The 25,411-nt window shown below is 43.8% G+C and carries 19 protein-coding genes; 3 read left to right on the top strand and 16 right to left on the bottom strand.

The window, feature by feature from the left end; all coding sequences use genetic code 11:
* Positions 1–178: 178 nt before the first annotated feature.
* Positions 179–730 carry a bile acid:sodium symporter gene (locus tag BM122_RS24745; protein WP_256211845.1) on the bottom strand — a complete coding sequence of 184 codons (552 nt, stop codon included), beginning with the start codon at positions 728–730 and terminating at the stop codon, positions 179–181.
* A gap of 646 nt (positions 731–1,376) precedes the next feature.
* Positions 1,377–2,627, bottom strand: coding sequence for an AI-2E family transporter (locus tag BM122_RS02460; RefSeq protein WP_177198024.1), 1,251 nt, complete (start codon positions 2,625–2,627; stop codon positions 1,377–1,379).
* 836 nt (positions 2,628–3,463) lie between these two features.
* Between BM122_RS02460 and BM122_RS02455 the strand changes: the two genes are divergently transcribed.
* On the top strand, positions 3,464–4,048 hold the full coding sequence (locus BM122_RS02455; protein ID WP_177198023.1) for a hypothetical protein: 585 nt from the start codon (positions 3,464–3,466) through the stop codon (positions 4,046–4,048).
* 532 nt (positions 4,049–4,580) lie between these two features.
* Here the strand turns inward: BM122_RS02455 and BM122_RS02445 are convergent.
* A complete protein-coding gene (locus BM122_RS02445) occupies positions 4,581–6,431 on the bottom strand; it encodes a transglycosylase SLT domain-containing protein (protein WP_074903338.1) in 1,851 nt (616 codons plus the stop codon).
* A gap of 460 nt (positions 6,432–6,891) precedes the next feature.
* On the opposite strand from BM122_RS02445, the gene BM122_RS02440 reads away from it, so the two are divergent.
* On the top strand, positions 6,892–7,917 hold the full coding sequence (locus BM122_RS02440; protein WP_074903336.1) for an ornithine cyclodeaminase: 1,026 nt from the start codon (positions 6,892–6,894) through the stop codon (positions 7,915–7,917).
* 112 nt (positions 7,918–8,029) lie between these two features.
* Here BM122_RS02440 and BM122_RS02435 read toward each other — a convergent pair whose 3' ends face one another.
* The 12 genes from BM122_RS02435 to BM122_RS02380 form a co-directional block, all read right to left on the bottom strand.
* Complete coding sequence (locus tag BM122_RS02435; protein ID WP_074903334.1) at positions 8,030–8,893, bottom strand: arginase; 864 nt, start codon at positions 8,891–8,893, stop codon at positions 8,030–8,032.
* Between the two features lie 882 nt (positions 8,894–9,775).
* Complete coding sequence (locus tag BM122_RS02430; protein WP_074903332.1) at positions 9,776–10,132, bottom strand: DUF2934 domain-containing protein; 357 nt, start codon at positions 10,130–10,132, stop codon at positions 9,776–9,778.
* 491 nt (positions 10,133–10,623) lie between these two features.
* A complete protein-coding gene (locus BM122_RS02425) occupies positions 10,624–11,139 on the bottom strand; it encodes a CHRD domain-containing protein (RefSeq protein WP_074903330.1) in 516 nt (171 codons plus the stop codon).
* A 395-nt stretch (positions 11,140–11,534) separates the two neighbouring features.
* Positions 11,535–13,562: a CopD family protein gene (locus BM122_RS02420; protein WP_074903328.1), complete on the bottom strand. Its 2,028-nt coding sequence runs from the start codon at positions 13,560–13,562 to the stop codon at positions 11,535–11,537.
* A gap of 397 nt (positions 13,563–13,959) precedes the next feature.
* On the bottom strand, positions 13,960–14,652 hold the full coding sequence (locus BM122_RS02415) for an MT-A70 family methyltransferase (RefSeq protein WP_256211844.1): 693 nt from the start codon (positions 14,650–14,652) through the stop codon (positions 13,960–13,962).
* Positions 14,653–14,911: 259 nt separating this feature from the next.
* Positions 14,912–15,811 (bottom strand): alpha/beta hydrolase, encoded by a 900-nt coding sequence (locus tag BM122_RS02410; RefSeq protein WP_074903326.1) that lies wholly within the window; start codon positions 15,809–15,811, stop codon positions 14,912–14,914.
* A 9-nt stretch (positions 15,812–15,820) separates the two neighbouring features.
* Positions 15,821–16,441 (bottom strand): alpha/beta fold hydrolase, encoded by a 621-nt coding sequence (locus BM122_RS02405; protein WP_074903325.1) that lies wholly within the window; start codon positions 16,439–16,441, stop codon positions 15,821–15,823.
* 800 nt (positions 16,442–17,241) lie between these two features.
* Positions 17,242–17,592: a small metal-binding protein SmbP gene (gene smbP, locus BM122_RS02400; RefSeq protein WP_074903323.1), complete on the bottom strand. Its 351-nt coding sequence runs from the start codon at positions 17,590–17,592 to the stop codon at positions 17,242–17,244.
* 597 nt (positions 17,593–18,189) lie between these two features.
* Positions 18,190–18,828 carry a hypothetical protein gene (locus BM122_RS02395; RefSeq protein ID WP_074903321.1) on the bottom strand — a complete coding sequence of 213 codons (639 nt, stop codon included), beginning with the start codon at positions 18,826–18,828 and terminating at the stop codon, positions 18,190–18,192.
* A gap of 403 nt (positions 18,829–19,231) precedes the next feature.
* Complete coding sequence (locus BM122_RS02390; protein ID WP_143083284.1) at positions 19,232–19,699, bottom strand: DUF6629 family protein; 468 nt, start codon at positions 19,697–19,699, stop codon at positions 19,232–19,234.
* On the bottom strand, positions 19,666–19,896 hold the full coding sequence (locus tag BM122_RS25795) for a DUF6629 family protein (protein WP_074903317.1): 231 nt from the start codon (positions 19,894–19,896) through the stop codon (positions 19,666–19,668). Before BM122_RS25795 ends, BM122_RS02390 begins: the two co-directional genes overlap by 34 nt.
* A gap of 245 nt (positions 19,897–20,141) precedes the next feature.
* Positions 20,142–21,422, bottom strand: coding sequence for an MFS transporter (locus BM122_RS02380; protein ID WP_074903315.1), 1,281 nt, complete (start codon positions 21,420–21,422; stop codon positions 20,142–20,144).
* A 231-nt stretch (positions 21,423–21,653) separates the two neighbouring features.
* Between BM122_RS02380 and BM122_RS02375 the strand changes: the two genes are divergently transcribed.
* A complete protein-coding gene (locus tag BM122_RS02375) occupies positions 21,654–23,546 on the top strand; it encodes a potassium transporter Kup (RefSeq protein ID WP_074903313.1) in 1,893 nt (630 codons plus the stop codon).
* Positions 23,547–23,825: 279 nt separating this feature from the next.
* On the opposite strand, the gene BM122_RS02370 is transcribed toward BM122_RS02375, so the two are convergent.
* Positions 23,826–25,202 carry an SLC13 family permease gene (locus tag BM122_RS02370; protein ID WP_074903311.1) on the bottom strand — a complete coding sequence of 459 codons (1,377 nt, stop codon included), beginning with the start codon at positions 25,200–25,202 and terminating at the stop codon, positions 23,826–23,828.
* Positions 25,203–25,411: the final 209 nt, after the last annotated feature.

Below are 25,411 nucleotides of genomic sequence, written 5' to 3'. Positions count from 1 at the left end.
AGCGCAAGCGCAAGTGGCAGCATAACAAATGAGTTACGTGTACCGAAACTGAACGCTAAAACCCTGCCCTGCACAGACGGAAGTGCGAATTGACGTGCAAGCAGATGAGCAACCAATCCTGCCATGATGAGAAAAGCGACGAATACCAGCAGCAGTTGACCCAGAAAATAGAGGGAGCCTATGATGAGACTAACCTGGGTTGCCGCGATAAAAAAACGACTAATGCAAGCAGTGGCACTGGCAACCAAGCTAACTGATCTAATAGATAGCGTCGATCCTTATTTTTTTCTATCGATTTTTCTGTCAGATAAGCGCTACATAAAGGCAACAGAATCAAGCCAACAAATGCGGTAAGCATTTGACTTTGCGCCAAGGTAACGACAAAATTCTCATCCAGGAATACCCACAAATAAACTGGCAACAAAGTAATCTGCAGCAACAGACTGATTGGCGAAAAGGCTATGGCCAGCTTCGTGTCACCCCCACCGAGATGAGTAAACGAGATACACCAATCGGTCCGGGGCATAAGCAATACTAATAATACCCCCAGACGAATTGCCGGTTCATCGGGTACCAGCATCAACAAACCCGATACGACCAAGGGTAACAGTATGAAATTGCCTATCATTGCGACCACAACAAAGCGTAAATCAGCCCATGCTTCGCGTAAATGGGGGCCAGTGGCACCTGAGTGAAGGTGGCGTATAGCAGCCCTCCTAGAAGCGGCCAAAGTAGCACTTCCAGAAATGAGATATTATCCGAAGACAACCAGCCCACGACTAGACCACAGCCAATAGCTGCCAAGTAAATAATAATCTGGTATTTTTCAAGTAACTGGCGCTTCAGCATAAGAATCCTCTCTTGGATTGTGATTCCATTTCCAAATCAAAAATAACGCGAAGGCGAGCCACGGACAGTATCAATAACACGACAAGGTGAAGTCGACAAAGTCAGTTCTGATTTAGCAATGGAATGAGACACTAACTCTTCAGCCAAATCGCAATCACAATTGCAACATCGGCTTTTGAGCTACTACCAGCTGAAAATTAGCCCAATGAATGGCTTGAGTTATACGAATTTATCACTGGTTGGCCAATGCTACATAATTGGAAATGTCATTTGAGCTCCAATAAGAAGAAACCTTTCCTAAGTCGAGCAAAGAAGATTATTTGTTAATAACTTTAGGGCGCCTCTAAAAATTCAGAGTTCTAGACAAGACAAGGCGAGAACAAAAAATGTTGACGCAGCATATAACTGATATGTAAGAAAACATTTTTTGTGAACAACGAAGTATTGTGACAAGACGGGGTAAGCAGGTAATCCGCGAAGCGGATGCTCACAAATATGAATTTTTAGAGGTGCCCTTTATAATAAACTCAATCATTTATGCTTGCTTCTAAAACTGTATTTGCTGGTTCCAACCGCCGTTCATCCCACAACGGCACACCAAATACATCGTGAATAAAATAATAAGTAACCGGAACACCCAGTATCATCCCCCACAGGCCGAAGCTGTGGTAAGCAATCAGCAAAATGATTAATACCAGTACCGGATTGAGCTTGAAGTGTTTACCATAGATTAAAGGATTAAGCCCGTAAGCCTCAATAATATGGACCACGGTAATCATTACCACTATTGCTAAGGCCAGAGTCAATCCACCAGTATTCAATGCAATCAGCACCATCGGTGTAGTAGAGATAAACACGCCCAATACTGGAATAAAGCTGCACACGAACACAATCAACGATAAAAGTGCAACGGAAGGAATACCTAAAATGATCAGGCCTATCAGAGTTAAGAAAGTATTTACACACGCGATCATTGCCTGTGCCTGGATAGCTCGGCCAATTACATAGGCAAAACGAACTACCGGTTGTGCAGTTTCCTGATAAAAATCCCGCAAGCGTGAATCATGTAAGCTTTTCATCAAATCTCCCAGGCGAACGCTATCAAACAGAATCAGGAAACTGAATAACAGGGCAAGCAGCATAGTACCAGTAGCTTGATAAAAATGATTGATAAGTTTAGGCACTTGCTCTCGAGCTTTATCCATCTGTTTAGTCATTAACGAATCAATGAGCAGTTCGGCTTCCTTATCGTAGTATTTTTTCAGCTTTTCCTGCGTCTTTTCCGTCATGCTGCTATCTTCTTTATTTTCAGCGTCTTCCGGCTGCTCGACCTCGGAAAGGTTGATCGTTCTCTTGAACAAATTAAGTTCTCTATCAATAACCTTTTGAGTATCTTCATCGAGTATGCTTCGGATATAACCATGCAAAGAGCGCTCTACACCAGGGTATTTACTACCTATATCTTGTTTTAGTTCCAGCAGCTTCAACTGCAGTTCACTAAGGTTATTCATAAAACGACTGGCCTCACCGATCACACTAGGTGTGACATAGTGAAAAAAGCTTCCCAGCCCTACCAGAAAAAAGATATATACCAACGACAGAGAGAGGCGGTAAGACAGTTTTAATTTATTCTGGCCGAGACGAATCAGAGGTGTAGCAATAAATGCAAGGACAAATGTGATAAAAATTAGTCCAAAAAAATCGCGCAATAACCAAAGCAAACCGATCAGGATGAGCCAGATCAATATGCGGCGGTTAGCTTCATAAAAACTATCCAAGCTGAATGGCATTATTTAGATTATTTGATTAGTTATTATTCGGGCAGATTTGATCAAAATTTATTTAATCAATTAGTAATTTACAACATAATGATAAATACTTTGTCTATGCAAGTATAAAGTATAACAACGCGGCAAGATATCTGTCGGTGATTGATTAGTTAGATATTTTCGCATAATGATACTTTCAATATTATTTTAGAGAATATCGATTCTATCGAAAACTTGACCGCATTTAGCCTAAAGAATACTAGTCTAGCAAACCGTGCTATTTATCCAATGCACACAACCAGATAGAACGATCATCGTAAATTCTAGCTGACGGGCCATCGCACCCTTTCTCTACTGCTCAAAAATATCACCTGTCCGATGGGACAATAAGTATAAGCATTCAATTTATATAGGCTGGCGGATTCAATCAAATAAAGTTTACGGTATTAATCTTTCTAGCTTTACTCAATACACTAGGCTTAGTATTATGAATCTAATAGTTCGAGCATTATCTAATCAAATAATGTGCATACTGTCATAAAAATTGCATATGAATATGTTAATGTGAGTTCAAGGAGGAACACATATTTATGCCACTGAATCTCACAGCCTTTATTCAGGAATCGATCTAATCTATTTTGTTTGATTGATTATTTTTTTTACCCTATTGATTCGATCAAGTGAAGTTTACGGCGCCAACTTCTAGAGCTTTAGTCAATACCAATTAGGCTTAGTGTTATAAATCAACAGTTCAAGCGTTGTTTGATCAAATCAATGCACATGCTGCTCACAAAAAAGCGACCTATTTAATGTGTTAATGTGAGCTCAAGGAGGAACAAATGTTTATGTCACCGAATCTCACTGCCTTTAGACAGTCAACACCACTCAATATCACTGTTTTCAGGCAGTTTATGGCCACTACTTTCTCTGCTATCTTTTTCTTAATGGCATTAATACTCACTTTCTTAGCCGGAGAGGCCCTTTTCCAAGGATTCATAGGCAACATTGGATTTGTAGAGGCCGTTATTAAATCCATCAATATGGCTATTGTTGCATTAGCAATCTTTGAGCTTGGCTTGGTAATTAACAAGGAATACGCGTGTAAAGAAAGTGAACAACACATCATAATCGTGCTCAGGCGTACAGTTCCACGTTTTGTCAGTATCGTGTGTATCGCGCTTGTTCTCGAAGGATTATTGTTAGTTATCAAATACAGTCAACTTGGACTTGCAGGCAATCTTATTTATCCGGTAATCATCATTATTAGTGCTGCGATACTGCTGGCTGCTCTGGGATTATTCATGCGTTTGACTGATGAGGGCCACAATAACCATAACAAAATTTTGTTTAATGAGAATAAGATGCAAGCCGTCAGTGAATCAATGGGAAATTCACATAATTCTTTAAATCAACAAGATAAATTTAGCTGATTTTCTCTTATTAAACTCAGTAAAAGAAAAGTAATATAATATTGGTGGATAGCTGACACATCATTCCACATGATCAGAGGTCGATCCAGGTGCGAGGCAAGCGCCATATACCCGCAGAGCTAGCCCCCGCAACGAAGAGTAACGCCACATTCGCGCCTGGAGCGGCATATGATGCACCCACCCGTAGCGGCCTCACCATTCTGATAAATGGCAAAACCTCAAAAGCCGTTATATTTATTTGGCTTAGCTTACAAATTAAGCGAGCAATTGCGATTTTAGGTTTAATTCCATTTCTAAATCAAAAATGAAGCGAAGGCGAGCCGCCGACAGTATAAATAATACGGCAAGGTGAAGCCGACAAAGTCAGTTTTGATTTAGAAATGGAATAACCTAGATTTCTCAGTTGGACGGGATAAATAGTCGTTCCATTCTAAAGGGGTTCAACACAGCTATATATTTGCAAAATCATGCAATCCTGCCGAAGCAGAAACACTCAAAAAATAAAATTTGTTTCTAAATGATAATTATTAATTCAGGACTGCTCATAGCAACGAGCCACCGCTAATGGACCACTTGCTGTTAAATCTTGATACTTTTTCCAGAAGGCTGAAGCGACCTGGTTAATACCCTTTGACGCAGACCTTTTTCGGTATCGTTCGAAATGAGCTGGCCCACCATTATAAGCGACATAAGTCAGGCGAGCCAAATGGTCGATACTGTTGGTCTCTTTGTATTTAACCTTGATAAGAACATAATCTGTATGATAATGATGCAGGATTTCGTTTCCCGCTAAAGCATTGTAACTAATATCGTTACGTAGCGCCGGAATTTCATAAAAACCACGCCATACCTTCGGATTCACTTGCATGATACCGAGGGCGCCTGCGCGTGACATGAGTGGTTCAAGTCGACCACTTTTTTTGACGAACTGACGCCAACAACTCTCTTGCCATGCGGTGGCGAGAGACAGACGGCGAAAAAAATCATGATATTCACCCTGTAGGTCTTTATTCATGATCGTCGCCTCCGCGGTGTAATCAAGCAGATCCGCCACCAGCGGTAAGTAAGCTTCAACTTCAGCAGCGTCTGGCACCCAGCGGTTAAGTTTTTTGATCAAGGCGCGGTCTGGTGTAGCAGCCGCCCACGCTGGAGCGAAGAAAAACCAGCTACCATTATCGATGTCGGGAGTCTGCTCCGTCACGGGTAGGGGTAATCCGAAACCGAACAGACGACGTAGCTCCGGATCTACCTCGAAGCGGTAAACCAGAGGATCCTCTTCCAACTCCGGTGCGAGCATGCGCGCCAATCGGCGCAAGCCATCGGCGGAGATCTCATAGCCAATCTTTTCGCCTACCTGATCCATTGCTTTCAAAGCATCTGCCGCTGTGATAAAACTCAAATAGCGGATCGCCGCCGTACCTGGCAAAGTGATTTCCATCTGTTGCAGAATAGGCGACAGCCTTTCCCAGCTTTTCAGGAATAAGCCACGCACTGGATCCGGTGTTCCTTCCTTCCAATCGACTAAAGATTCAGTAAGATCGTAGCGTCCGTCGAGCAGAATTTCAAGCAACGCCCGACGCAGATCAACTTGCTCAGTGTCTTTCGCCATTTGCTTAATCACAAAGGTCAAGAATGCGTCCCATCTTTGCCAAGCAGCCTCCCAGCGTAGCGCTTCCTCTACTGTTAGAGCCGGTTCTGGGGTGAGGAGCATGGGCTGCTTGACCACCTCTGGGAGATTGAGCTGCAAGCTCAATCTGATTCCAGTTTCAGCAACTTCAAGGTCAGAAAACCTGACCGATTCCAGTGTGCGTTGTGCAGTATCAGAACCTCTGGTAGCAAGCATCAAGGGAATAAGTGCCTGGATTTCCTGCAACGGGACAACTAGATCTACCTTGAATGTCGCCAATCTGGAATGGACGTGCTGTGTGACCCAATCCCACACCATTCCCGTTATCAGAGGTTTATCTCCTTCCCGGTTGAGTAAATTCGAATCAACTACCCTGAATTCAATCACCGGCTTCTCCGGAACGATACTAGGGACAAGGAAGACTTCGATGAACCCCTGCCATGCAGGAACGTGCCAGCATTGATTGGCGATTCTGCTGCCAAATCTAGCCTCGACTGCTGAAATGATCCTGATTCGGCCCGCGTCTGGACCGATTTGTGGATTAGAAAGAACAAGTTTACTGCAATCCTTCTGTTCCTCAAGCACTTGCGCTGTATTATTTTGATCAGTATAGATTTGCTCCTGCAAAATGCGGCGGAGAAACTGATAATCCAATTTTAACGGCACGCTGACCTCACTCGCGTTGGCACGGGTGACAAACACCATCACAAGCAGAATTAATATTCGTAAGAGGTTCCGCCAGTATGGATTTTTCATGGCTTAGCACCTAGAATAATGGAGCACTGATGTTTATTACTGCATTGATTAATTCTTCTTTTGATTTGATGCAATCCTGTCACCTTTAGTTTCAGTTCCCCTATTTCAATGGAAAATTCACATTAATGCCAAGTATGAGGCTTTACTAAATACCTGTCGTCCAATAAGAATTATCAATAAATTTTTTCACATGTAAAAATTTATTACTGCTTGTTGCTCGTTTTCAGAAAAAATGCCTGTTTCTTCCGTTCTTTGCAATCGTTAAGCAGCAATCTGCTGGGGAAGCGTTCTACTTTGTAAGAATATTATTCACCAATCTTTATTTGTTTGTTATCCTGAGCTAACAAAATTGTTGATTAGATACTTCTCAATAACGCATGCTCAACCCCTTTGCCATAATAATATTGCTAGCATCCCACATAGATGCACAAAGCGAAGCTGATTTATGCGGAGCTACACAATGAAGGTTATGAGTGTTATTGATATCCAAAAACTCATCAAAATTATTGGCTTGAAAACCTTCCTTACCAAGCTGATTATATTTCTGGAAAGCGATTTCACCTGTTGGGGCACCTTTCATAAATCCGTGCGGCATGCGACCTATTTTGCGCAAGGCGCCATTGAATTGATGCCTTGTGCAAATGACCAATTCTATGCATTCAAATATGTCAATCGTTATCCCGGCAATACGACACAAGGCAAATTGAGCGTAATCAGCATCGGCCAGTTAAGCGATGCCGCTACGGGCTACCCATTGCTACTTAGTGAAATGACCTTATTGACCGCTTTGCGCACGGCAGCAACCGGAGCCTTGGCAGCAAAGTATTTGGCTAGAGAAGAGGCCCGTTCTCTGGCAATTATTGGTACCGGCGCACAGGCGGAATTTCAGGTGATAGCCTTTAACAGTCTTTTCCCATTACAACAAATACGCTACTTTGATATTGATCCAGCGGCGATGGCTAAATTTTCGCGTAATCTGGCACCCTACGCTTTTGAGCTGATACCCTGTGCCAACATACGGGAGACCATTCACAATACCGATATTGTTATTACTGCAACGGCAACAAATAGGCGGATGATATTGTTCGAATTACAAGATATCGCAGCAGGCACCCATATTCACGCCATGGGTGGCGATTGTCCAGGTAAAACCGAATTAAGCCGGGCCCTGCTAGAGGCAGCGAAAATCGTGGTTGAATTTATCCCGCAAACACTAAAGGAAGGTGAAGTACAGCAATGTGATGCAAGCGATATTTATGCCGAATTATGGGAGCTCGTCACCAAGCGCAAACGAGGCAGGGAAAATGCTACTGAAATTACCATGTTCGATTCGGTTGGCTTTGCGTTGGAGGATTTCGCAGCACTGCGTTTAGTATATGAATTGGCTTTAGAGCATCAATTAGGCAGCGAGATCGCGTTGTTGCCTGAGCCAGATGACCCTAAAGACTTGTTCAGTGTATTAATTCCATTTCTAAATCAAAACTGACTTTGTCGGCTTCACCTTGCCGTATTATTTATACTGTCTGCGGCTCGCCTTCGCGTTATCTTTGATTTAGAAATGGAATAAGACTTCTTCCTGGCAAGAGAGAAACTGATTGTTAATCTGCATAAAACGTTTCTACAATTGATTTCATCAGAAGCAGCGTTTTAGCGTGGCGATCACTTTCTGGATTGAATTCACTGATTTCCAGACCACAAAACTTCGAATGATGCTTCACCAAGGTAAGCGCTTCCAGCAGCGCAGCAGTTTTAATTCCACCCAATACCGGCGTTTCTACGCCAGGTGCATCTTCAGGATCGATCAAATCCAAATCGAGGCTGATACCTATAATTTTGCAGGTTCTACTTAATTGCTCGACGGCTGCAAGTAGTGTCTGTGAAAAATCACTGATTTGATCAGCAAACACAATCTTGACGTTTGCCTGTTTTAAAAGAGCGTATTCCCCCGCTTCATAACTGCGAATACCGATCATCAGCAGATTTTCTGGTTGAATAAAGCAGCAGGCTGGATAAATTGTGCCCAGTCGCTCATCCGCTTTGCCTAGCAGCGCAGCAACAGGCATACCGTGTATATTGCCGGAAGGTGTGGTGGCAAAAGTGTTCGCATCCATGTGCGCATCAAGCCAGATTAAGCCAAGTTCGCTGCTGTGCGGCAATGCCTGCAGTACACCTGACCAGGTACCTAAAGCACAAGAATGATCACCGCCGATCACCAGAAAAAGGTGATGGTTTTCAGTCCAGTAACGGGTAAATTGACTCGTTTTTTGGTAGAGATGGGCTAATCTGGCCTCTTTTGTGCCTGTCTTTTCGGGATACAGCATATGCCATTGCAGTTGCAAGCCGGTTTGCGTTGACGACTGCCTAGCAAACTCGTCCCGCAGCAGTTCTGCTGCATAACCGCAGGTACGCATCGGTCCGCCTAGACAAGAAGCAATCCCTAGTGTTTGTATCAGTTTTGCCATAAAATAATGATGGCATAATCTGAGAACAATGTCTCTAAGACAAACAAACTTTTGATATTTTCCTAGCCAAGATTACCAGTCACACCCTGTTCACCCCGATAAGAATATATCCGAAAAAGCAGGAATCATTGAATTACTCAGAGTTCACAAGAAAATGGGTAAATTATGGGTCAGCCTCAGATAGAGGCATAATATTTATCAGAAAGCTTTTCATGGATCATTTACGCGCCATTCTGGCGGTTATAACATTTCGAGGCCTGTTCTCATCAAGAAGGCTCTATACGAAGACCTTGATCAGGATCTCAATACGCTCTGGTGGCAGTTGGTAGAAAAATATCAAATGCTACGCAAGCCCGCGAGATACGATAAACCTGACTGGGCCTCAAAAATTCACCTCGCTCTGTTTCCAGCCTACTATAATGACCTGGTGTGCAAAATACTCGCATCTTGATTGCATGTCTATATTTGCCGTATAACCCTGAAATCAGGCAGCCTTCAGTGATAAGCCTATGTTGGCCGCATTGAGGCCGGAAGCTAACTCATCAATAACATCTTTAAGTTCGGCTGCACTCTTTTGTGGAGAGACTTGATTGAGAACACTATTGGAGAGAAGCTCACCGCGAAATACTATGCCACTCAATTCGTGAATTGACCGCAGATGGTTAAGCTGAGACTAGAAGGGTGGATTGATAAATCCCTTCTAGTGTACCATCATGCACCATGCCGTTTGACAGGAATTGATCAAAAATAATGACAAAAAAACCTTTTGCTCATCAGTATCTGATGAGCAAGCTCTGGGTGGAAAATATACACCAAAGTTATTTCAATCCGCTATGCTAACTCATAGCACAAGACACAAGCACCCTACTGCTACTTTCAGTGTTATTCCTTAAAAGGGGCCTTTTCCGGCTCGATACTCTCGACTTGGGGAATGGCCTTATGCGGATGTTGTTTGACTATCCGCTTCAATTTATCATCCTTCGCTGGCCCATGGGTACCGCTCTCCTGCAACTCTATATTTGGTGGCAATTCCTCAGATTCTGGCATTCTGTGCTCAAATTCAGCTTCAGCTGCAAGCCAGTCTTCAAGATCATGTCCCGGAGCGTAACCCCGCTTCGCGTACTGGTAGTAGGCAGCCTCGCGAATCAAAGCCTCGCGCTGCTCAAGTCTGTCAATTCCTTGTCCCGGAATGTTGGGATCGCTTTTCTGTTTGACGGGAGTACGTGTCTGTTTAGCCATGTTTTTGTCCTCTATTGTTGTAAATGAGAGGCACGGAGCGAGTGAATCAGACCCGCATGCAAGAGGCCCCTCGTAACTTGCCCAATTAGGCTACACCCTTGACTACGACGAACAAGTCATGAGTATAAAAAAATAAATTTTATTTCACTCTATTTAACTTCATACCATTATAGAATATTGCAATACTTTGTTTAAAAAAATACGTGCAAACACGTAGTTTCATTCCTAATTCAAACCAGATTTTGTCACCATCTCCAGGCTGTATTCTTTATACTGCCTGCGGTTTACCTTCAAATCATATTTAATTGAGAAATGGAATTAAATCGTAGGGAAAAATTTTGAAAAGGTGTTATAACATATATAATTATCGATTAACCCAGATTTTTCAATAGAAACCTTCCTAACAAAAAATCTGGGTTGATAGCTACTGGGTGGAAGTAACGACAGATAGCTGGTCAAGCTCACATTGTCTCCTCCTGTTAAATGATTTGTTAATCATCCGATTGTATATGTCCACGCACTTCACCGCCTGGATGATTATTGCTGTGGAGATTCACATAAATATTCCCGGCGAGCATTGCATCGACCAGTTCCTTTAAGGTGTTTATGTCTTGTTGAATGGATTCCGCGCACGTATTTTCAACAATATTAGCGTCGGTGAGTGTCGCTTTAATTTCAACCTTGCCATCGACCCCACCATTAATAACACCCGCGAGAAAGGCTACTACCGGTCCATTCTGACCTACACGCCCACAATGTATATGCGCTCCTGCCTGTCCAAGTAAACCGACCGGGTCTTTATCGTTTCTAGCCTTAAGTTCGTAATCCATCTTGGTACGATCTTTATTAACCTCAAAGTGTGCTTTTGCTCGTATTTGGTTTACGACAGGCGGGACCTCCTGATCTCCAGTAAGCTTGGCACTAAAGTCGAGCGTGTCGTCACTATAAGCGCTTCCAGCAAGAAGCAAAAGGACTAACAGATAAGATACAGTCATAGCTGTTTTCATGATTTGATTCCTTCTGGTGATTGAACGTTTTTCTGTGGAAATTCTTGATTGAATTCAAGACAAGAGATAGAGATAATAAATAAATGCTTTTATCAGGCTCTAACGGTTAATAGATTATTAAAATATGTAGGTAAAAAAAATACGTGCAAATACTTAGAAATTACTCTTATTGACAACCGATCAAATATTTTGACTGAAGTTATGCAATACATAACAAGTTAGAGGTATTTTTTTCATTGCAGGTGTGAAAGATATCCGCCAGAACATAAAGATACGGGAAAATTTGTGCAGATTTATAATTGGGTGGACCCAAGCAAGCGTTCAAAGTCTTCAATCTTCCAAATTCTTATGCAAGCGAACGTGGCGATAATTAGCATTGCATGATAATAGAAACATCAATGCACATGATCACCTGGAGGCGGCATAATCTGCCCCTCTTGGTTAAGTTGCCTTAACTGCTGAGTCAAGACACCCACGTTCAACCAGCCAAAGCCATCGAATTGCGCTACCCATCGGGCACGCAAATAGCCAAAACGATCGATCAGAAATTCCATATGCCCGGGTGTCATCCCTTTGCCCAGCAAATCAGGAACCGTTCTGTTCCGGCGATACAACAGATAACTCTTGCTGATTTCCTGCCAGCCTTCGGTCACTACAGGAAAAGTAATGCTGCTCTTGATGTCCCTTAGCTCTTGTTCATTAGGTGCTCTCATGGGCACCGCCATAATCTCAGTATTATGGGTGAGACTGAAGTTCTCATATGCTTCTTTTAATTGACTTAAACGTTGCTGGGATTGTGGCCAGGAAAATAGCACCAACAGGATATTTTTTTGTAGGCGAAAATCCTTTAAACTGCCACCAGAGCCATCATGGGCAAAATAGGAGAAAACAGGTGCTCCAAAGTCCGGGGATTCTGGCATGATCATTGTTCCAAGAAGACGAGCATCGAAACCACGAGACAGGGCATGCAGATAATTAACGATATCCCAACGATTTTCTTCAGACAGGACGGCAGCAAAACCGGGCATGTCAGTTCCGGGAATGCCATGGGATAACCAATGAAAAAAATTGCCGACGGTATGTCTTGCGGTATGGGGTTTTGTCAGCAGGTCAGTCGGTTCTGTTGATAACGTATCAGCAAGCTCCCCGTTGCCCTTGCCTTGCGGGCCATGACAACTCGCACAATGTTCGGCATAAAGCAGAGAACCATTCGAGATCGAAATGGCATCAAATGGCACCGGTGTTTTTTGATAGGTTTCAGGATAGGCTTCGATGGCAAGCGGCGGTAGCGCGATTGCCAAAGCAATGACCATTAGCGCACCCGGCACTAGGATTCTTTTCTTCCAGGTCCAGTTCTTTTTCCTCCCTAGCCAGATGGTAAGTAGCGCAATGAGCAACAGCGCTGCTCCAGTCCAAACTAATTCTTGCACATTCGGTTCTTCCCAGGTGGCATTGATCGAAAAGCGGAATGGATAAGGCCAATTCTCGATGAGGACATGCTTGGCAGGCAAAGTATTGGCCAGCATGATGGCAAGCAGTACCAGCAATAGCGCAAGGATAAATTCAAAGCCGACCCATTTTCTGAGATGCTCGGCGCCTGTTTTCACCTGCTCTGTATTCTCAAACTGCGAAAACAAAGGGAGCCAGCGGTAGCGCGCTCGATGGGCGATAAACAAAATGAGTGCTAATATGGCCAGCTTGAAATTCAACAGCCAACCATAGGAACTGGCAACCAGCGCGTGGTAATAGGTTTTCACCATACGATCTGCTAGCATTAAACCAGTTGCCATTATCAGCAGCATCACAGGCAGAGCAATTACAGAGAATTGCTTCAGAGACGCTGCATTTAACTGAGATGAAGTTTTATCTGAAGCCCGACGACTGTCATATATAATCAATAGAAAAGCTGGCAACGCACCAAACCATATTCCTGCCAGAAGAATATGCAGCGCATAGGGTGCAATCGATGAAAATGATATTTCCTCTGCGCCGGAATGACTCATCAATGAGCCCGCAATCAGGGGAAATGAGGCGGCTACTGCCCACAAAATATAGTGCCATCGCACGCGAGATAGGCGCTGAACATACAAAATGACACTAAATAGCACAACTGCAAGTAGCGCCCTTGCCGCCCATAAATGCCCTACCCGTGTCTGTTGGACAATCTCAAACCATGCAACTGGGCTCCAGGTATTCACGACCCTTCCCGTGGCTTCACCCGTTGTCATTGCCAAGATAGCGATCAATCCCAATAAAACTACCCCTGCCAACCAAGGAAACCCTTTTTCCAGACGGCTCACCCACGAGGTTTCAAATACAGCCTTTTGTTGTCCAACAATGGCAAGAAAAATACAGCTTCCAAACAAGATTAAGTTAGCAGTCAGTTGCGACCACCGGGCAAGAGTAGCAGTGATTTCGATCATGATTTTATGGCAAGAACATTATGGTTACTTTGAGAACACCCTTGGCATAGATTGCAACTGATAATCGCTAATCCAAATACTCTCGGATGATTTATAGTTATTTATAGTTTTAGCTTAAAAAGTTAGAGAGTATCTCATAAGCAGACAGGCAATTTAAAGACTATTAGACTGCCTGATATGGTTGTCCATTATCATAACTCCAACACCATTCAGCCTGAACCTGTCGAAGGCTCATATTTACAGCTTAGCGGTTCGAGAAGCATACCGCGAACAGTCATTCCATTTTCAAATTAAAAATGGCACGAAAGCGAGCCGCAGATAGAATAAATAATACGGCAAGGAGAAGCCGACAAAGTCAATTTTGATTTAGAAATGGAATAACAATTCACGAGGGAGTCTACTCGTCCTTACCTTTGTAACCATGCGGTATTTTTGTCAATCGCTGTTGCGTATCAACATGACCTTTGCGACGAGCCACCCCATAGTACGTGTTATCTTCTACATCTTCGTTACCCCACTGAAGCCAGCCATGACGGCGGAAGCGTGCGAACAACTCAAGATAAGGGCCAGGCGAACAAGACTCGATCAAATCGTAAATTTCATCAGGTTTGCGTGAATGTTCCCGTTTCCGGCTTGAAAAAAGATTAACCTGTGTGCGTCCTGGAGAAAGTGTCCGGAAATTACCGCGTACACCAAATAAAACGAGCTCTGTAACATTGCGAAAATAGAAGCCCACCCCTCGTCCATCTGGGCCACCATCTTTGCGAACCTTATACCAAACTAGATTCGATTTGTAGGTAAAACCCCATGCTTCCATTACCTTAAGGCCTTCCTGCAGCAGGGCGTTCGGCACCCAGAGATAAAGATGCGATTTGGCAGCTGCAAGCTGGAAAACAGGAAGTTCCATTATTTCTTTCAATTCCATGGTGGGATATCTGAGCAGCCGTCTGTGCTCTGGTGCCATTTTGCCGGTGCGATTCTGAAACTGCCAAGGCGGATCAGCCAGTATGGTCGAATACTGACCTTCTGTCTTTGCTAATAAATCTTCCGATGGATTCGACTCTGCAATGTGATATACCTGCGCTACCACGACCAACCTTCCCTTTTCAAAAATTATCGCCAGTTTATCAAAATGGCGACTTCATACGAGTCATTCTATTTCTAAATCAAAACTGACTTTGTCAGCTTTACCTTGCTGTATCATCCATATTATCTACAGCTCGCCTTCGCGTCAGTTTTGATTTAGAAATGGAATTACACTATTGAACCTGGATTTTTTTGACCAACAAAGCAACAGAAGAAGCTACTCTAAAGCAGGTTTTCTTTGTGCCAAATATACACGTTAAAAATTAGCCTCCCTCCCGCAGATATTTTTGCAAAAAAGCAGACACCCTGGCTTCGTATTCTTTGTGATTATGCGCGTGGAGATTAATGTGGGCAGCACCTTCAACGATCCACAGCTCTTTGGGTGGATTAGCGGATTCAAACAAGCATTGCGTTTCTGCAACTGTGGGGTGTAGATCTTCTGCCCCTGACATGATGAGTACCGGACTATGTAAGGCAGTAAGATGAGTGATAGGGCGAAGCCGGTCAGCTGTAACGCCCAGCCGGATGGGTAATTGCCAAAGGAATAGCGGTGTAAGCAAACTTCCAAGTGGACCAAGCCGTTTCTGTAGTCTGCGAGCAATTGCTTCTTCAATGGTCGGGTACATTGATTCTAGCACCACAGCACTAGGAGCAGGAGATGCTTTCGAGAGCACGAGCGATGCCGCACCCAAGGAAACACCAATCACAGCAATCTTTTCGTGTGGAAATGACTCTGCCAGATTGCGCATGGCAGCCTCGACTCCTTCAGCCTCCCGATAACCAAAAGTAATACACTCACCACTACTTTCACCATGGGCAGGAAGATCGATCAACATGATCGAGTAACCTGCCCGCAAGAGAAATTTGGTGCGATCCAGCATCTGGCGCCGATCATTGCGCAATCCATGCAGCAGTAAAACCACACCCATTCCAGGTGTTCCGCGTATGAGCCATCCTGAAACCAGCTCGATCGTTTCGTTTGAAGCGCTTTGCAATGTGATCGTTTCGACAGGCAAGTCGGCCGGGGCGCTACCGATAGATCGGTGGGCAGGACGGCAGAGCTCACCTCCAGCCTTGATACCGATAGCTATAACTGCGATACCACAGATAATGACAAGAATAGTCAACGCAATGAAAGCTGGCGCATGAACAATCTGAAGCATTATTTAAAATTAACCGATAACTGAGGTCGATTTGGCAAGATGCGCATCAATCAGCGGCGCAATCTCTTTAGCATGGGTGATAATCAAATTGTGGTCACCGCCTGACACAATGTGCAATTTGGCATTTGGCAGCAACGCAGCGAGGCGCTGACCCACGCTGACAGGACTGATCGGATCAGCATCACCCCATAAAAGCAAGGTGGGAGCCTTAATCTTATGTAGCTGAGGCGTCAAATCTTCATCGTATTCAGAGACCCAACGAGGGAAAGATGGATGAGCAGCAAGTATGAGTGGACGCCAATCCTGCGCCCCGAAGCTCTCCAAATCAATCCCTCCTGAGGTAACTGCCAATACCAAGTGCGTGATGAGTTCAGGTTTCTTGAATGTAGCCTGGATAGCCATGATGCAGCCTATCGACTGTGCGATGAGGGCAACAGGTTGATCCACTTCGGTAACAACTAAATCTACCAAATCATGCATGCTGTTCACCTTGGGATCGGACGGTGTGGGCCCCAACCCCGGCCATTTTAAATAAACTTTTTCTGCAGGATACGTAAGTAAATTGGCCACTGGCAGCCAGAACTGGGTATCACCTGATGCACCAGGCAGAAATAAGAGTTTAGACGGCATAGAATTATTCCAAATTGTAAGTTATTCTATTTCCAAATGAAACATGACGCAAAGGTGAACCGCGGGGGACGGAGCGTGTGGTGATCCAGGGCAAGGTAAGATGCAATGAGTCCGCTGGGGCCGCTCCCTGCAACGAAGAGCGATACCTCATTTGTGCCTGGAGCGATATACGATACACTCATAGTTGTTCCCATTCTGATAAATGAGAAAATTTCAAAATGCTTCCATAGCTCATGAGTTTAACTCCCAATCAAGCGATCAATTGTGGTTCTTGGGATTACAGCTAATCTCATTCTGACAGAAATGTGGAAAAATGCTTAGGGTTCCTGGCTAGCCAGAAAAATAGACATTCTGAATTTCATCACCAATTACTCGTTACATCAATTTGGTCAACTAGAGAAAGTAACACTGTTGCAGCACAGCTCATTTCGTATAAAGCGATTTAATAAAGCGGCTTACACGACTGAGACTAAGATTATCATCGCTTGCAGGCATTCGAGCTGAATCATTGAGAATATCCTCAGCCACTAATGAGAATGATAATGTTGAACTGTCCTGTAGATTTCATTCTCACCTTCTGGGTATTTTCGTGCCCGTACGAATTGGTGATTCTGCAAGCACACGACAGCGTTGCAATTCCTTGGAATGGAAAGACTATTCTGCGTCATTGTGCCTTGCCCTGTACTCGCAAAACCACACAACTTTATTCCATTTAATTCAAAAATCTAGGTTGAATAGTTGAAAAAGGGTACCCATCCATCATCCCCCAGTTATGCTGAGGAGGTACCTACTCAACCATTTTAATCCATTTTTCTGCCTCCAGATTCATGCATATGGCTCAAGGCTTCTTTGGCATGTTTGGTTCCTTCCTCGGCATGACCCATGTCAGCGTGCTTAATGGCTTCTTCTAAATGCTCAATAGCCTTATCCATATGAGCATCAGCACCCAATTCCTTGGCTTTTTTAGCATGTTCTAAGCTTTCCTTCGCATGCTCGGACAACTCTTTGGGATGACCCATCTTTCCATGCTTAATGGCTTCTTCAAGATGCTGTGTTGCTTCAGATCTCTCTTTTGTATCTTTTGCATAGGCTGGGATGCTCAAGAAAAATGCCAACATTGCAATTGCAAAAATAGTTGATATTGTTTTCATGACAATTACTCCTTATGTGGTTAAAGATTAATCATGTCAAAACACTCTTGCAACGATCGTGCCATTTAACTCCATAACTTCCGGAAAAAGAATCAGTCACCGAGTATCTCTCTCAGATTCGTAGCACGCATTTGCTTTATAACATAAATTGCAAGAAAACAATATTGTTTAGATAGTTTGGCAATTTATCAAAGTAATAGATTTGTATCTCAACTACCCTAGCAATCGATAGCTGCTGTCAACAATTATAGCGGATATTTTTTATTCACATCATTTTTTTAAACACGTTTGTTTTGATCAAGGAGTACGATCACAAGATCCGATCAATTTATGCGAGATAGCATGCTGAGTTATCCGATTATCTGATAGCATTTGTTATTCCATTTCCAAATCAAAAATGACGCGAAGGCGAACCGTAGACAGTATAAATAATACGGCAAGGTGAAGCCGACAAAGTCAGTTTTGATTTGGAAATAGAATTAGGTTTAGTTCAGCATAGAATAAAAATATCTCTTTCCCTCTTCATGTGCTATTGCTCGTCATTTGTTGTCAGTGGCCATGAAATATGGCGCATGAAACAATATATTTATTGCTGTGCTAAAAGAGGTCCGTACCATCCTCCATACCGCCTAAATCGACATACTTTTTCACGCTGATCAGCGTACGTGCTATCAGTTTTTTCTTGAATAGATCTTCAATAAAGGTCGGAACATTTTTCAGCGATACCACGCAGCCGTAACGACCCAGGGTTTTGTCTTGACCAAACGAATAGAAGCGCCAAAGGCCGCGCAAATCTGTAAGGTCATTATCAAATTTTGGATCCAGCTTCCAAAAGAAATTAAGCCCTTCCTTATCAAAGGTAAGATTTACATGGTTAATAAAGGTCAAGAAGGCGAATCTGGTTTTAAACTGAACCGTTTCCTGTTGAGGGCGCTTAGCGATGACTTTGGCCTCTTCGAGCTCTTCAAGGTATTTAACTTGATCTTCAATGCGAGAAAGTAATTCCCACGTTTTTTCAGTAGTTTGGTTAAAGATAACGGCAGCCTGGATCAATCTCGAGTGTTCTTGCCCAGCCAAATTAGTAATCGTAAAGACAATCTCGCCACTAGCTAACCGTAGTCTTTGATCAATATCCAGATCTTTGAGACCATCGGAGCCGAAATCGGGTGTGGCAGCAAGGGACAGCGTTGAGACTAAGCAAAGTATTCCAAAAACAACTTCAATATATTTTTTCACTAGACCAACCTTCCTCCTTGAATATCTATTGAATCAATATCTAGTGGAAGCTTCATATAAGCATTGAATTGACATTGCACAAAAATACCTGAAGGAAAGATGCATCACAAGGGTAAATTTACTTTAGGATTTCCAAAGTTATTTTCAAGCTATTTTTAAAGCTGGACAGAATTCATCTTTCGTTTTGCACGATCTGATAACCGCTTATCGTTGCCAGACATAGCAGTAGAGATTAGTTTGATTTTATTGAACGTTTATACGTCATGGAGCAATCGCCTGTTCGGTACCGTCTCACCAGGATATCTGCTGGTGATATGCCATTCCCTTTGGTTTGGCCATGCTGATGCTGGAAGAATAGCGCAACGCCTTACTGCGCTATTTGACCAAACAGAAACCAGGCCCGTTAATTCTGCCCGGTTCTAAGCTCATATCTTTCTTTTTTATTTTGATTGATCACGTAAACGTAAATCAACGCACTCGCTATGGCTGCAAGGAAGCACCATACCGAAGCAAATGTTTCTCTATAGACATAAAAAGCAATTAAGAAACTCAGCGTGATCAGGGTGCCAGTGATATTCAAAAACCGATCGCTTGCCAAGATAAAGGGCACACATGTGGCAAACAGATACATGGCCCGCACAAACTGCTGGCCTGCGACTTCATGCTCGTAACGAATACTATTATTGACGATATGAGCCATAATGGGCTCGCTGATCAGGCCAATAATAGTATAAGCTGCTAGTCCCAAGCCTACTATTATCATGGAAATCATTACTTTTCTGGTAGTACTCTCTAACTCTCCTTGATAAAGGGCAAAATAGGCATAAAAAGGCCATATCACCCCAATAAAAATCCCGTATAAATTGGACACCAAAATTGTGCCTCGGGCATCTCCCCATTTCCCAGAGCAACCCATAGCAATCCTTCCGTAAACTGCTGAAACGCAAATATCAATGGAATGAATGCGATGAAGATATCTTTTCTATTCTTAACTTTTCTGATTGCGCTTACGCTGATAATCGAAAGCGCACCGCTAGCGATAAAACTGGCTCCTGCGGAAAAACACATCGTGTAATGACTATCCTAAGGATTAATAAGCAGGTTGATTGCCGAAATATTTTGAATAAACGTATTGTATATGGCTGGCGGGGTAATAGCATAAAATATAATGCACCTTAAATCAGGCAAGTACAAAAAAGAAAAGGATGGTAAAACATACTCATGCAGCTTCTATGTTTGCAGCCAGCTTAATGTTTAGCAAGCTGTATAAGCATGAGGCTAAAGTGGTTCGAGTGACACAACCTCTGCGTTCGCTACGTTCGTTGGCTTACCACAATCATTTCCTTAGCCTTGAAATTAGGCAAAAGAAATAAACAAAATAAAGTAGCCGCACCAGAAAGAATAATGAGGGGGGGCAAATATCCTTCAAACCAGTTAACCAACATCCAGGAACCCATCATAGTGGACAACTGAGCACAGCCATTTACTATCGACATCAGGACTGCAAAAGTGAAGCCTTCCGCTTTTTCAGGACAAGCTCTCGCTGCAAGTGTAAGAATAGCTAGCAGAGCGGTCATACTCGTAATACCAAAGAAGAAGGACAAAGCAATAAACAACAGGCCACTATAAGGAGTCGGCGTGATCGCACCAAGATAGGAAAAGGTGCTAAGCGCGCTCGTAAGAATGCTGAAAACAAGCTGAAAATCAATGCTGCGATTACTGATGTATTTTCCATAGAGCCAGGCCCCGAGAATTGAACCCGCTGAGCTTATAGCCCCTACATGGCCGATAAACGATTGTGAAAAATTGAGCGTGTCAGTCATAAGGTAGTAGATGGGGATACCAAAGCCTGGGCTAAAATTCCATAAAACTAAAAATAATATAGTGGCCCAGAGTAATCGGCTTCGAAAAGTTTCACGTAAACCCGCTACTGTGGCTTTTAATGAAGCAAGATCCATTACAGTTTTTTCTTCTTTTACTATTAGCCAGCTAAGAATGGCTATTATCGCGGGAGCGACCATGGTAATGATCGCGGCTGTACGCAAACCTGTATCAGGATCAGCCATTTCCGCTAACCATCCGCCCAATATTGAAGTAACTATTTGAGCAACATAAAACCAAAACCACTGTACAGCCTGAAATTGAACAATCATATTGAATTTCCGACCGTTTTCTACCATTAAAGCATCAATAATGACATCTGAGGCGGCCGTTCCTATGGCGGTTAGAAGAAGTGCCAGGATTAATTGGTCGCCATCTGCTATTTCCGCTAGCCAAAGATAGCCAATACAAGTAAGTACGTTTAAAACTAACAGCCAAGACTTACGACGATACCCAAACAGAGAAATAAAATCGCTAACTAAGCCATAAACAGGTTTAATAATCCAAGGAATCGTTAAAATGGTCAGATAATTAGTAGCACCTAATTCGTTCAATTGCATGACTTCCTTAAGATAATAATTCAAAGGCAGGCTGATAAGGCCTCCCGATTGAGCAATACCTTGGGCGAAATAGACAATACCGAAGAGAAAAACAAGATGATTAACATAACGGCTGTTAATCGATTGCTGACTTGGGAACGGAGTATTTTCCATAAATGTTACTTTCTAAAAGTGCTATTTTTGGTATGATACAAATAACTTCTATCAACCAAAAATTTTATTATTCCATTTTCTGCTCAAGCATTTACAAGACATCCCTTCCAATAAAAACTTTTTATCACATTTACCTAATAATCTTCCTTAAGACAAGACAGAATTAGTTTCGTTTCAAGGATCAGGGTTAGAAATCACATAAAATCGGCGGCCTGAAAAATTGATTCTATCATGACGATATCTCACCCTCCTCAAACTTCTAGCAACAGTGGAATGCTTGCACTTATGGTGGGAGCGATAGGTGTCGTTTACGGTGACATTGGCACCAGTCCGCTTTATGCCATGAAAGAGGCTTTCAGCGGTACCTATGCGCTTTCACCAGAACCACAGAACATACTGGGTTTTCTCTCACTAGTTTTCTGGGCACTTACTATTGTGGTATCTGTCAAGTATGTACTTTTCATGATGCGCGCAGATAATAAAGGTGAAGGCGGCATCATGGCACTGATTGCATTGACACAGCGGGTAGGGAAAGCTCATTCACGATTACGCTGGCTGTTAGCTTCACTTGGGTTATTTGGAGCGGCACTCTTTTATGGTGACGGAATGATTACTCCGGCCATTTCGGTACTCAGTGCTGTGGAGGGAATCGCGGTTACGACTCCAGCACTGGAATCCTGGGTCATTCCTTTTGCGGTCATTATTTTGGTACTGCTGTTTCTGTTTCAACCACGCGGCACCGCTGGGGTAGGGAAATTGTTTGGTCCAGTCATGGCAGCTTGGTTTCTGGTTCTGGCGTTGTTGGGTATAGTCAACATCATTCAGTATCCGGTTGTGCTCAAGGCGATAAACCCCGCCTATGGCCTTGATCTGCTGTTACAGCATGGATGGTTTGGATTTTTGGTGTTAGGCACGGTGGTGCTGGCAGTGACTGGCGCTGAAGCGCTCTATGCCGACATGGGGCATTTTGGCCGCAGACCGATCCAGTTTGCCTGGTTTGGGTTTGTCTGGCCGGCACTGCTGTTAAATTATTTTGGGCAAGGGGCATTGCTGATGAGCGATCCGGTGGCGGCGCGCAGCCCGTTCTATCTGATGGCACCCTCTTGGGCACTTTATCCCATGATTGCTCTTGCCACAGCTGCCACAGTCATCGCTTCACAGGCAGTCATTACAGGTGCCTTCTCGGTCACTCGACAGGCTATCCAACTAGGCTATATTCCTCGCATGCAGATGCTACATACTTCAGAGCGCGAGATAGGACAGATCTACATTCCGTTTGTGAACTGGTTTCTCATGCTGGGTGTAGTGGTACTCATAATTGGGTTTGGTTCCTCAAGTAATCTAGCAGCAGCTTATGGCATCGCTGTAACCGGCACTATGGCCATTGACACGCTATTGGTCTTTTTTGTGATTTATGGCCTGTGGCGCTGGCATTGGACAGCAGCCATCATTATTCTTATACTTTTTCTAGTGATCGACCTCGCCTTTGTCAGTGCCAATCTTACGAAGGTCATTCACGGCGGCTGGTTTCCCCTGCTCATCGCCACAGTTATCCTTACTTTCCTGACCACCTGGAAGAAAGGACGCAGCATTCTGATGCAACGCCTTCAGTCTGATGCAATCGATATCGACTTTTTCCTTAGCAACATTGAAAAAGAACCACCGACCAGAGTACCCGGTACAGCCGTGTTCCTGACTGCCAACTGCACAGGTGTGCCTCATGCCCTGCTTCATAACCTTGCGCACAATAAGGTGCTGCATGAGCAAATAGTGCTGCTGACAGTGGTCACTGCTGATGTACCCTTTGTGCCGGACAATGAACGCATTGAGATTAAATTGCTGGGAAACGGCTTCTATCGCGCGCTCTTCCACTTCGGCTACCTGGATCAACCTGATGTACCCACAACGCTGGCACAATGTGAACTGCTAGAACCCAAATTCAATATGCTTGAGACTTCCTTCTTTCTCAGTCGAGAAACACTCATTTCCACCCCTTTTCCTGGTATGGCACGGTGGCGCGAGAAAATTTTTATTACCATGGCGCGCAACGCCTCCAGCGCCATGACGCTGTTCAAAATTCCAGCTAACCGTGTTATTGAGCTGGGCACACAAGTCGAGTTGTGAACCTACCACTTTCCCTCGCTGGGAAATATTTTCAACACCAATTCTCACCTTCGGACTAAGCAGAAGAAAGGTAGACAGCATCTCCACGCTCAGCCTTATTCCATTTCCGAATCAAAAATGATGCGAAGGCGAACCGCAGACAGTATAAATAATACTGTCAAGGTGAAGCCGGCAAAGTCAGTTTTGATTTAGAAATGGAATTAAACAAGGCAATTATCACAATGTGTTATCAACAAGGTAAAAGCCATTCTAAAAAAAATGAACACGCTGAGAAACTCACTACGAAACCAATACATAACACACTAAGGTAATCACAAATACGCCAATAAAATTAAGCACCAGTCCTTCACGTACCATCCGGTCAATCGGAATCATGCCGGTTCCAAAGGCAATCGCGTTGGGTGGGGTTCCTACTGGCAGCATAAAACCATAACTCGCACTCATTGCGGCAGGCACCATCAGCAGTGCCGGCTCAACGCCTGCAGCTAACCCTGCCGGGCCAAGAATCGGCATTAACAAGACAGCAGTTGCGGTGTTACTGGTTGTTTCAGTGAGAAAGGTCACTATCAGTGCAATGGTAGCGATGATGACCAACGGATGCAGATGCGATAGCACTGTTAATTGTTCAGCGATTAATTTGGATAAGCCCGATTCCACAAATGCCTGGGCTATGGCGATACCCCCTGCGAACAGAATAAGAATACCCCAAGGCACTTTCACCGCCGTTTGCCAATCCAGCAATTTTCCGTCACGACCATTGGGAATCAGAAACATGGTAATAACAGCAAGCAGTGCAACAGTCGCATCTGATGCTCCCTTCACATCCAACCAGGTACTCCAGCCCCCAAAAGGCTCGGTACGCGTGACCCAGGCCAACACCGTCAAACCAAAAATAATCAGAATACGCCGCTCTTCTGGCCGCCATGGGCCAGGCTGAGGCATGGATAGCTCGCCGACATAGGTCAGATTGCGCGTCAACCATAAGCCTGCCAGCGGCGCCATTAGCAGAACAACGGGTACTCCCCAACTCATCCATTGCGTAAAGCTCACCGCTGTTCCGGTGAAATTCTGGTACTCCTGCATGAAAACCAGATTGGGAGGGGTGCCAATCGGCGAGCCCAAGCCACCAATGCTACTGCCATAAGCGATAGATAACAGAAGAGGTAAAGCAAGCTTTTTATCACTGCTTTGATCAATCACAGCCAGCGCAAGCGGCAGCATCATCAATGTCGTTGCGGTGTTAGAGATCCACATGCTCAGCAAGGCACAGGTACACATGAAACCCAACACAATGCGTCGGCTGCTATTTCCTCCAACTAACCGTATCAATTCCAAAGCAAGGCGTTGATGTGTTCCCGAATGCGCCATTGCAGCAGAAATCATGAATCCACCGAGCATCAGTAAAATCATATCGTTGCCGTAGGCTTTGGCGACTTCTTCTTTCGGCAAAACGCCAACCAGTGGAAAAACGGCTAACGGAATAAGCGAAGTAACAGGGATCGGTACAGGTTCAAAAATCCACCAGATGACGCAAAGCATTACCACTGCACCGGTCCAGCAGGCTTTGGCATCCCAGCCGTAGAAACTCATGCTTGCTGCAAGCCCTGCTGCGAGCAGAGGTCCTGCGATAAGTGCCCATTGTCGGTATATGTGCATGATGATGAAAAAAAAGATGAAATATATAGGGATTCAGAAAAAAAGCAGAGATTCTATTACTTAGCTTTTTTATATGCTAGCCTGATAAAATTGAATTGAATCTTATCATGACACTAGCTGATGCATTTATTTACTGCTTAAATCAATTCTCAATTAGAGTGCCCACACACTCTTTATCTCCTCTCTAGGTAATTCAAGTATGACTTCCT

This window comes from Nitrosomonas communis, assembly GCF_900114745.1.
GTDB lineage: Bacteria > Pseudomonadota > Gammaproteobacteria > Burkholderiales > Nitrosomonadaceae > Nitrosomonas > Nitrosomonas communis_A.
Note: the sequence above shows the minus strand (reverse complement) of the source record. Positions and strands in the feature narration are given on the sequence as shown.

What these genes read in the sequence shown, in the direction of transcription:
- BM122_RS02430 (WP_074903332.1), bottom strand. Translation starts at nt 10,132, where the DNA reads ATGGCTAAACAGACACGTACTCCCGTCAAACAGAAAAGCGATCCCAAC.
- smbP (WP_074903323.1), bottom strand. Translation starts at nt 17,592, where the DNA reads ATGAAAACAATATCAACTATTTTTGCAATTGCAATGTTGGCATTTTTC.
- BM122_RS02435 (WP_074903334.1), bottom strand. Translation starts at nt 8,893, where the DNA reads ATGGCAAAACTGATACAAACACTAGGGATTGCTTCTTGTCTAGGCGGA.
- BM122_RS02445 (WP_074903338.1), bottom strand. Translation starts at nt 6,431, where the DNA reads ATGAAAAATCCATACTGGCGGAACCTCTTACGAATATTAATTCTGCTT.
- BM122_RS25795 (WP_074903317.1), bottom strand. Translation starts at nt 19,896, where the DNA reads ATGTGTTTTTCCGCAGGAGCCAGTTTTATCGCTAGCGGTGCGCTTTCG.
- BM122_RS02405 (WP_074903325.1), bottom strand. Translation starts at nt 16,441, where the DNA reads ATGCCGTCTAAACTCTTATTTCTGCCTGGTGCATCAGGTGATACCCAG.
- BM122_RS02375 (WP_074903313.1), top strand. Translation starts at nt 21,654, where the DNA reads ATGACGATATCTCACCCTCCTCAAACTTCTAGCAACAGTGGAATGCTT.
- BM122_RS02410 (WP_074903326.1), bottom strand. Translation starts at nt 15,811, where the DNA reads ATGCTTCAGATTGTTCATGCGCCAGCTTTCATTGCGTTGACTATTCTT.
- BM122_RS02370 (WP_074903311.1), bottom strand. Translation starts at nt 25,202, where the DNA reads ATGCACATATACCGACAATGGGCACTTATCGCAGGACCTCTGCTCGCA.
- BM122_RS02455 (WP_177198023.1), top strand. Translation starts at nt 3,464, where the DNA reads ATGTCACCGAATCTCACTGCCTTTAGACAGTCAACACCACTCAATATC.
- BM122_RS02420 (WP_074903328.1), bottom strand. Translation starts at nt 13,562, where the DNA reads ATGATCGAAATCACTGCTACTCTTGCCCGGTGGTCGCAACTGACTGCT.
- BM122_RS02380 (WP_074903315.1), bottom strand. Translation starts at nt 21,422, where the DNA reads ATGGAAAATACTCCGTTCCCAAGTCAGCAATCGATTAACAGCCGTTAT.
- BM122_RS02425 (WP_074903330.1), bottom strand. Translation starts at nt 11,139, where the DNA reads ATGAAAACAGCTATGACTGTATCTTATCTGTTAGTCCTTTTGCTTCTT.
- BM122_RS02440 (WP_074903336.1), top strand. Translation starts at nt 6,892, where the DNA reads ATGAAGGTTATGAGTGTTATTGATATCCAAAAACTCATCAAAATTATT.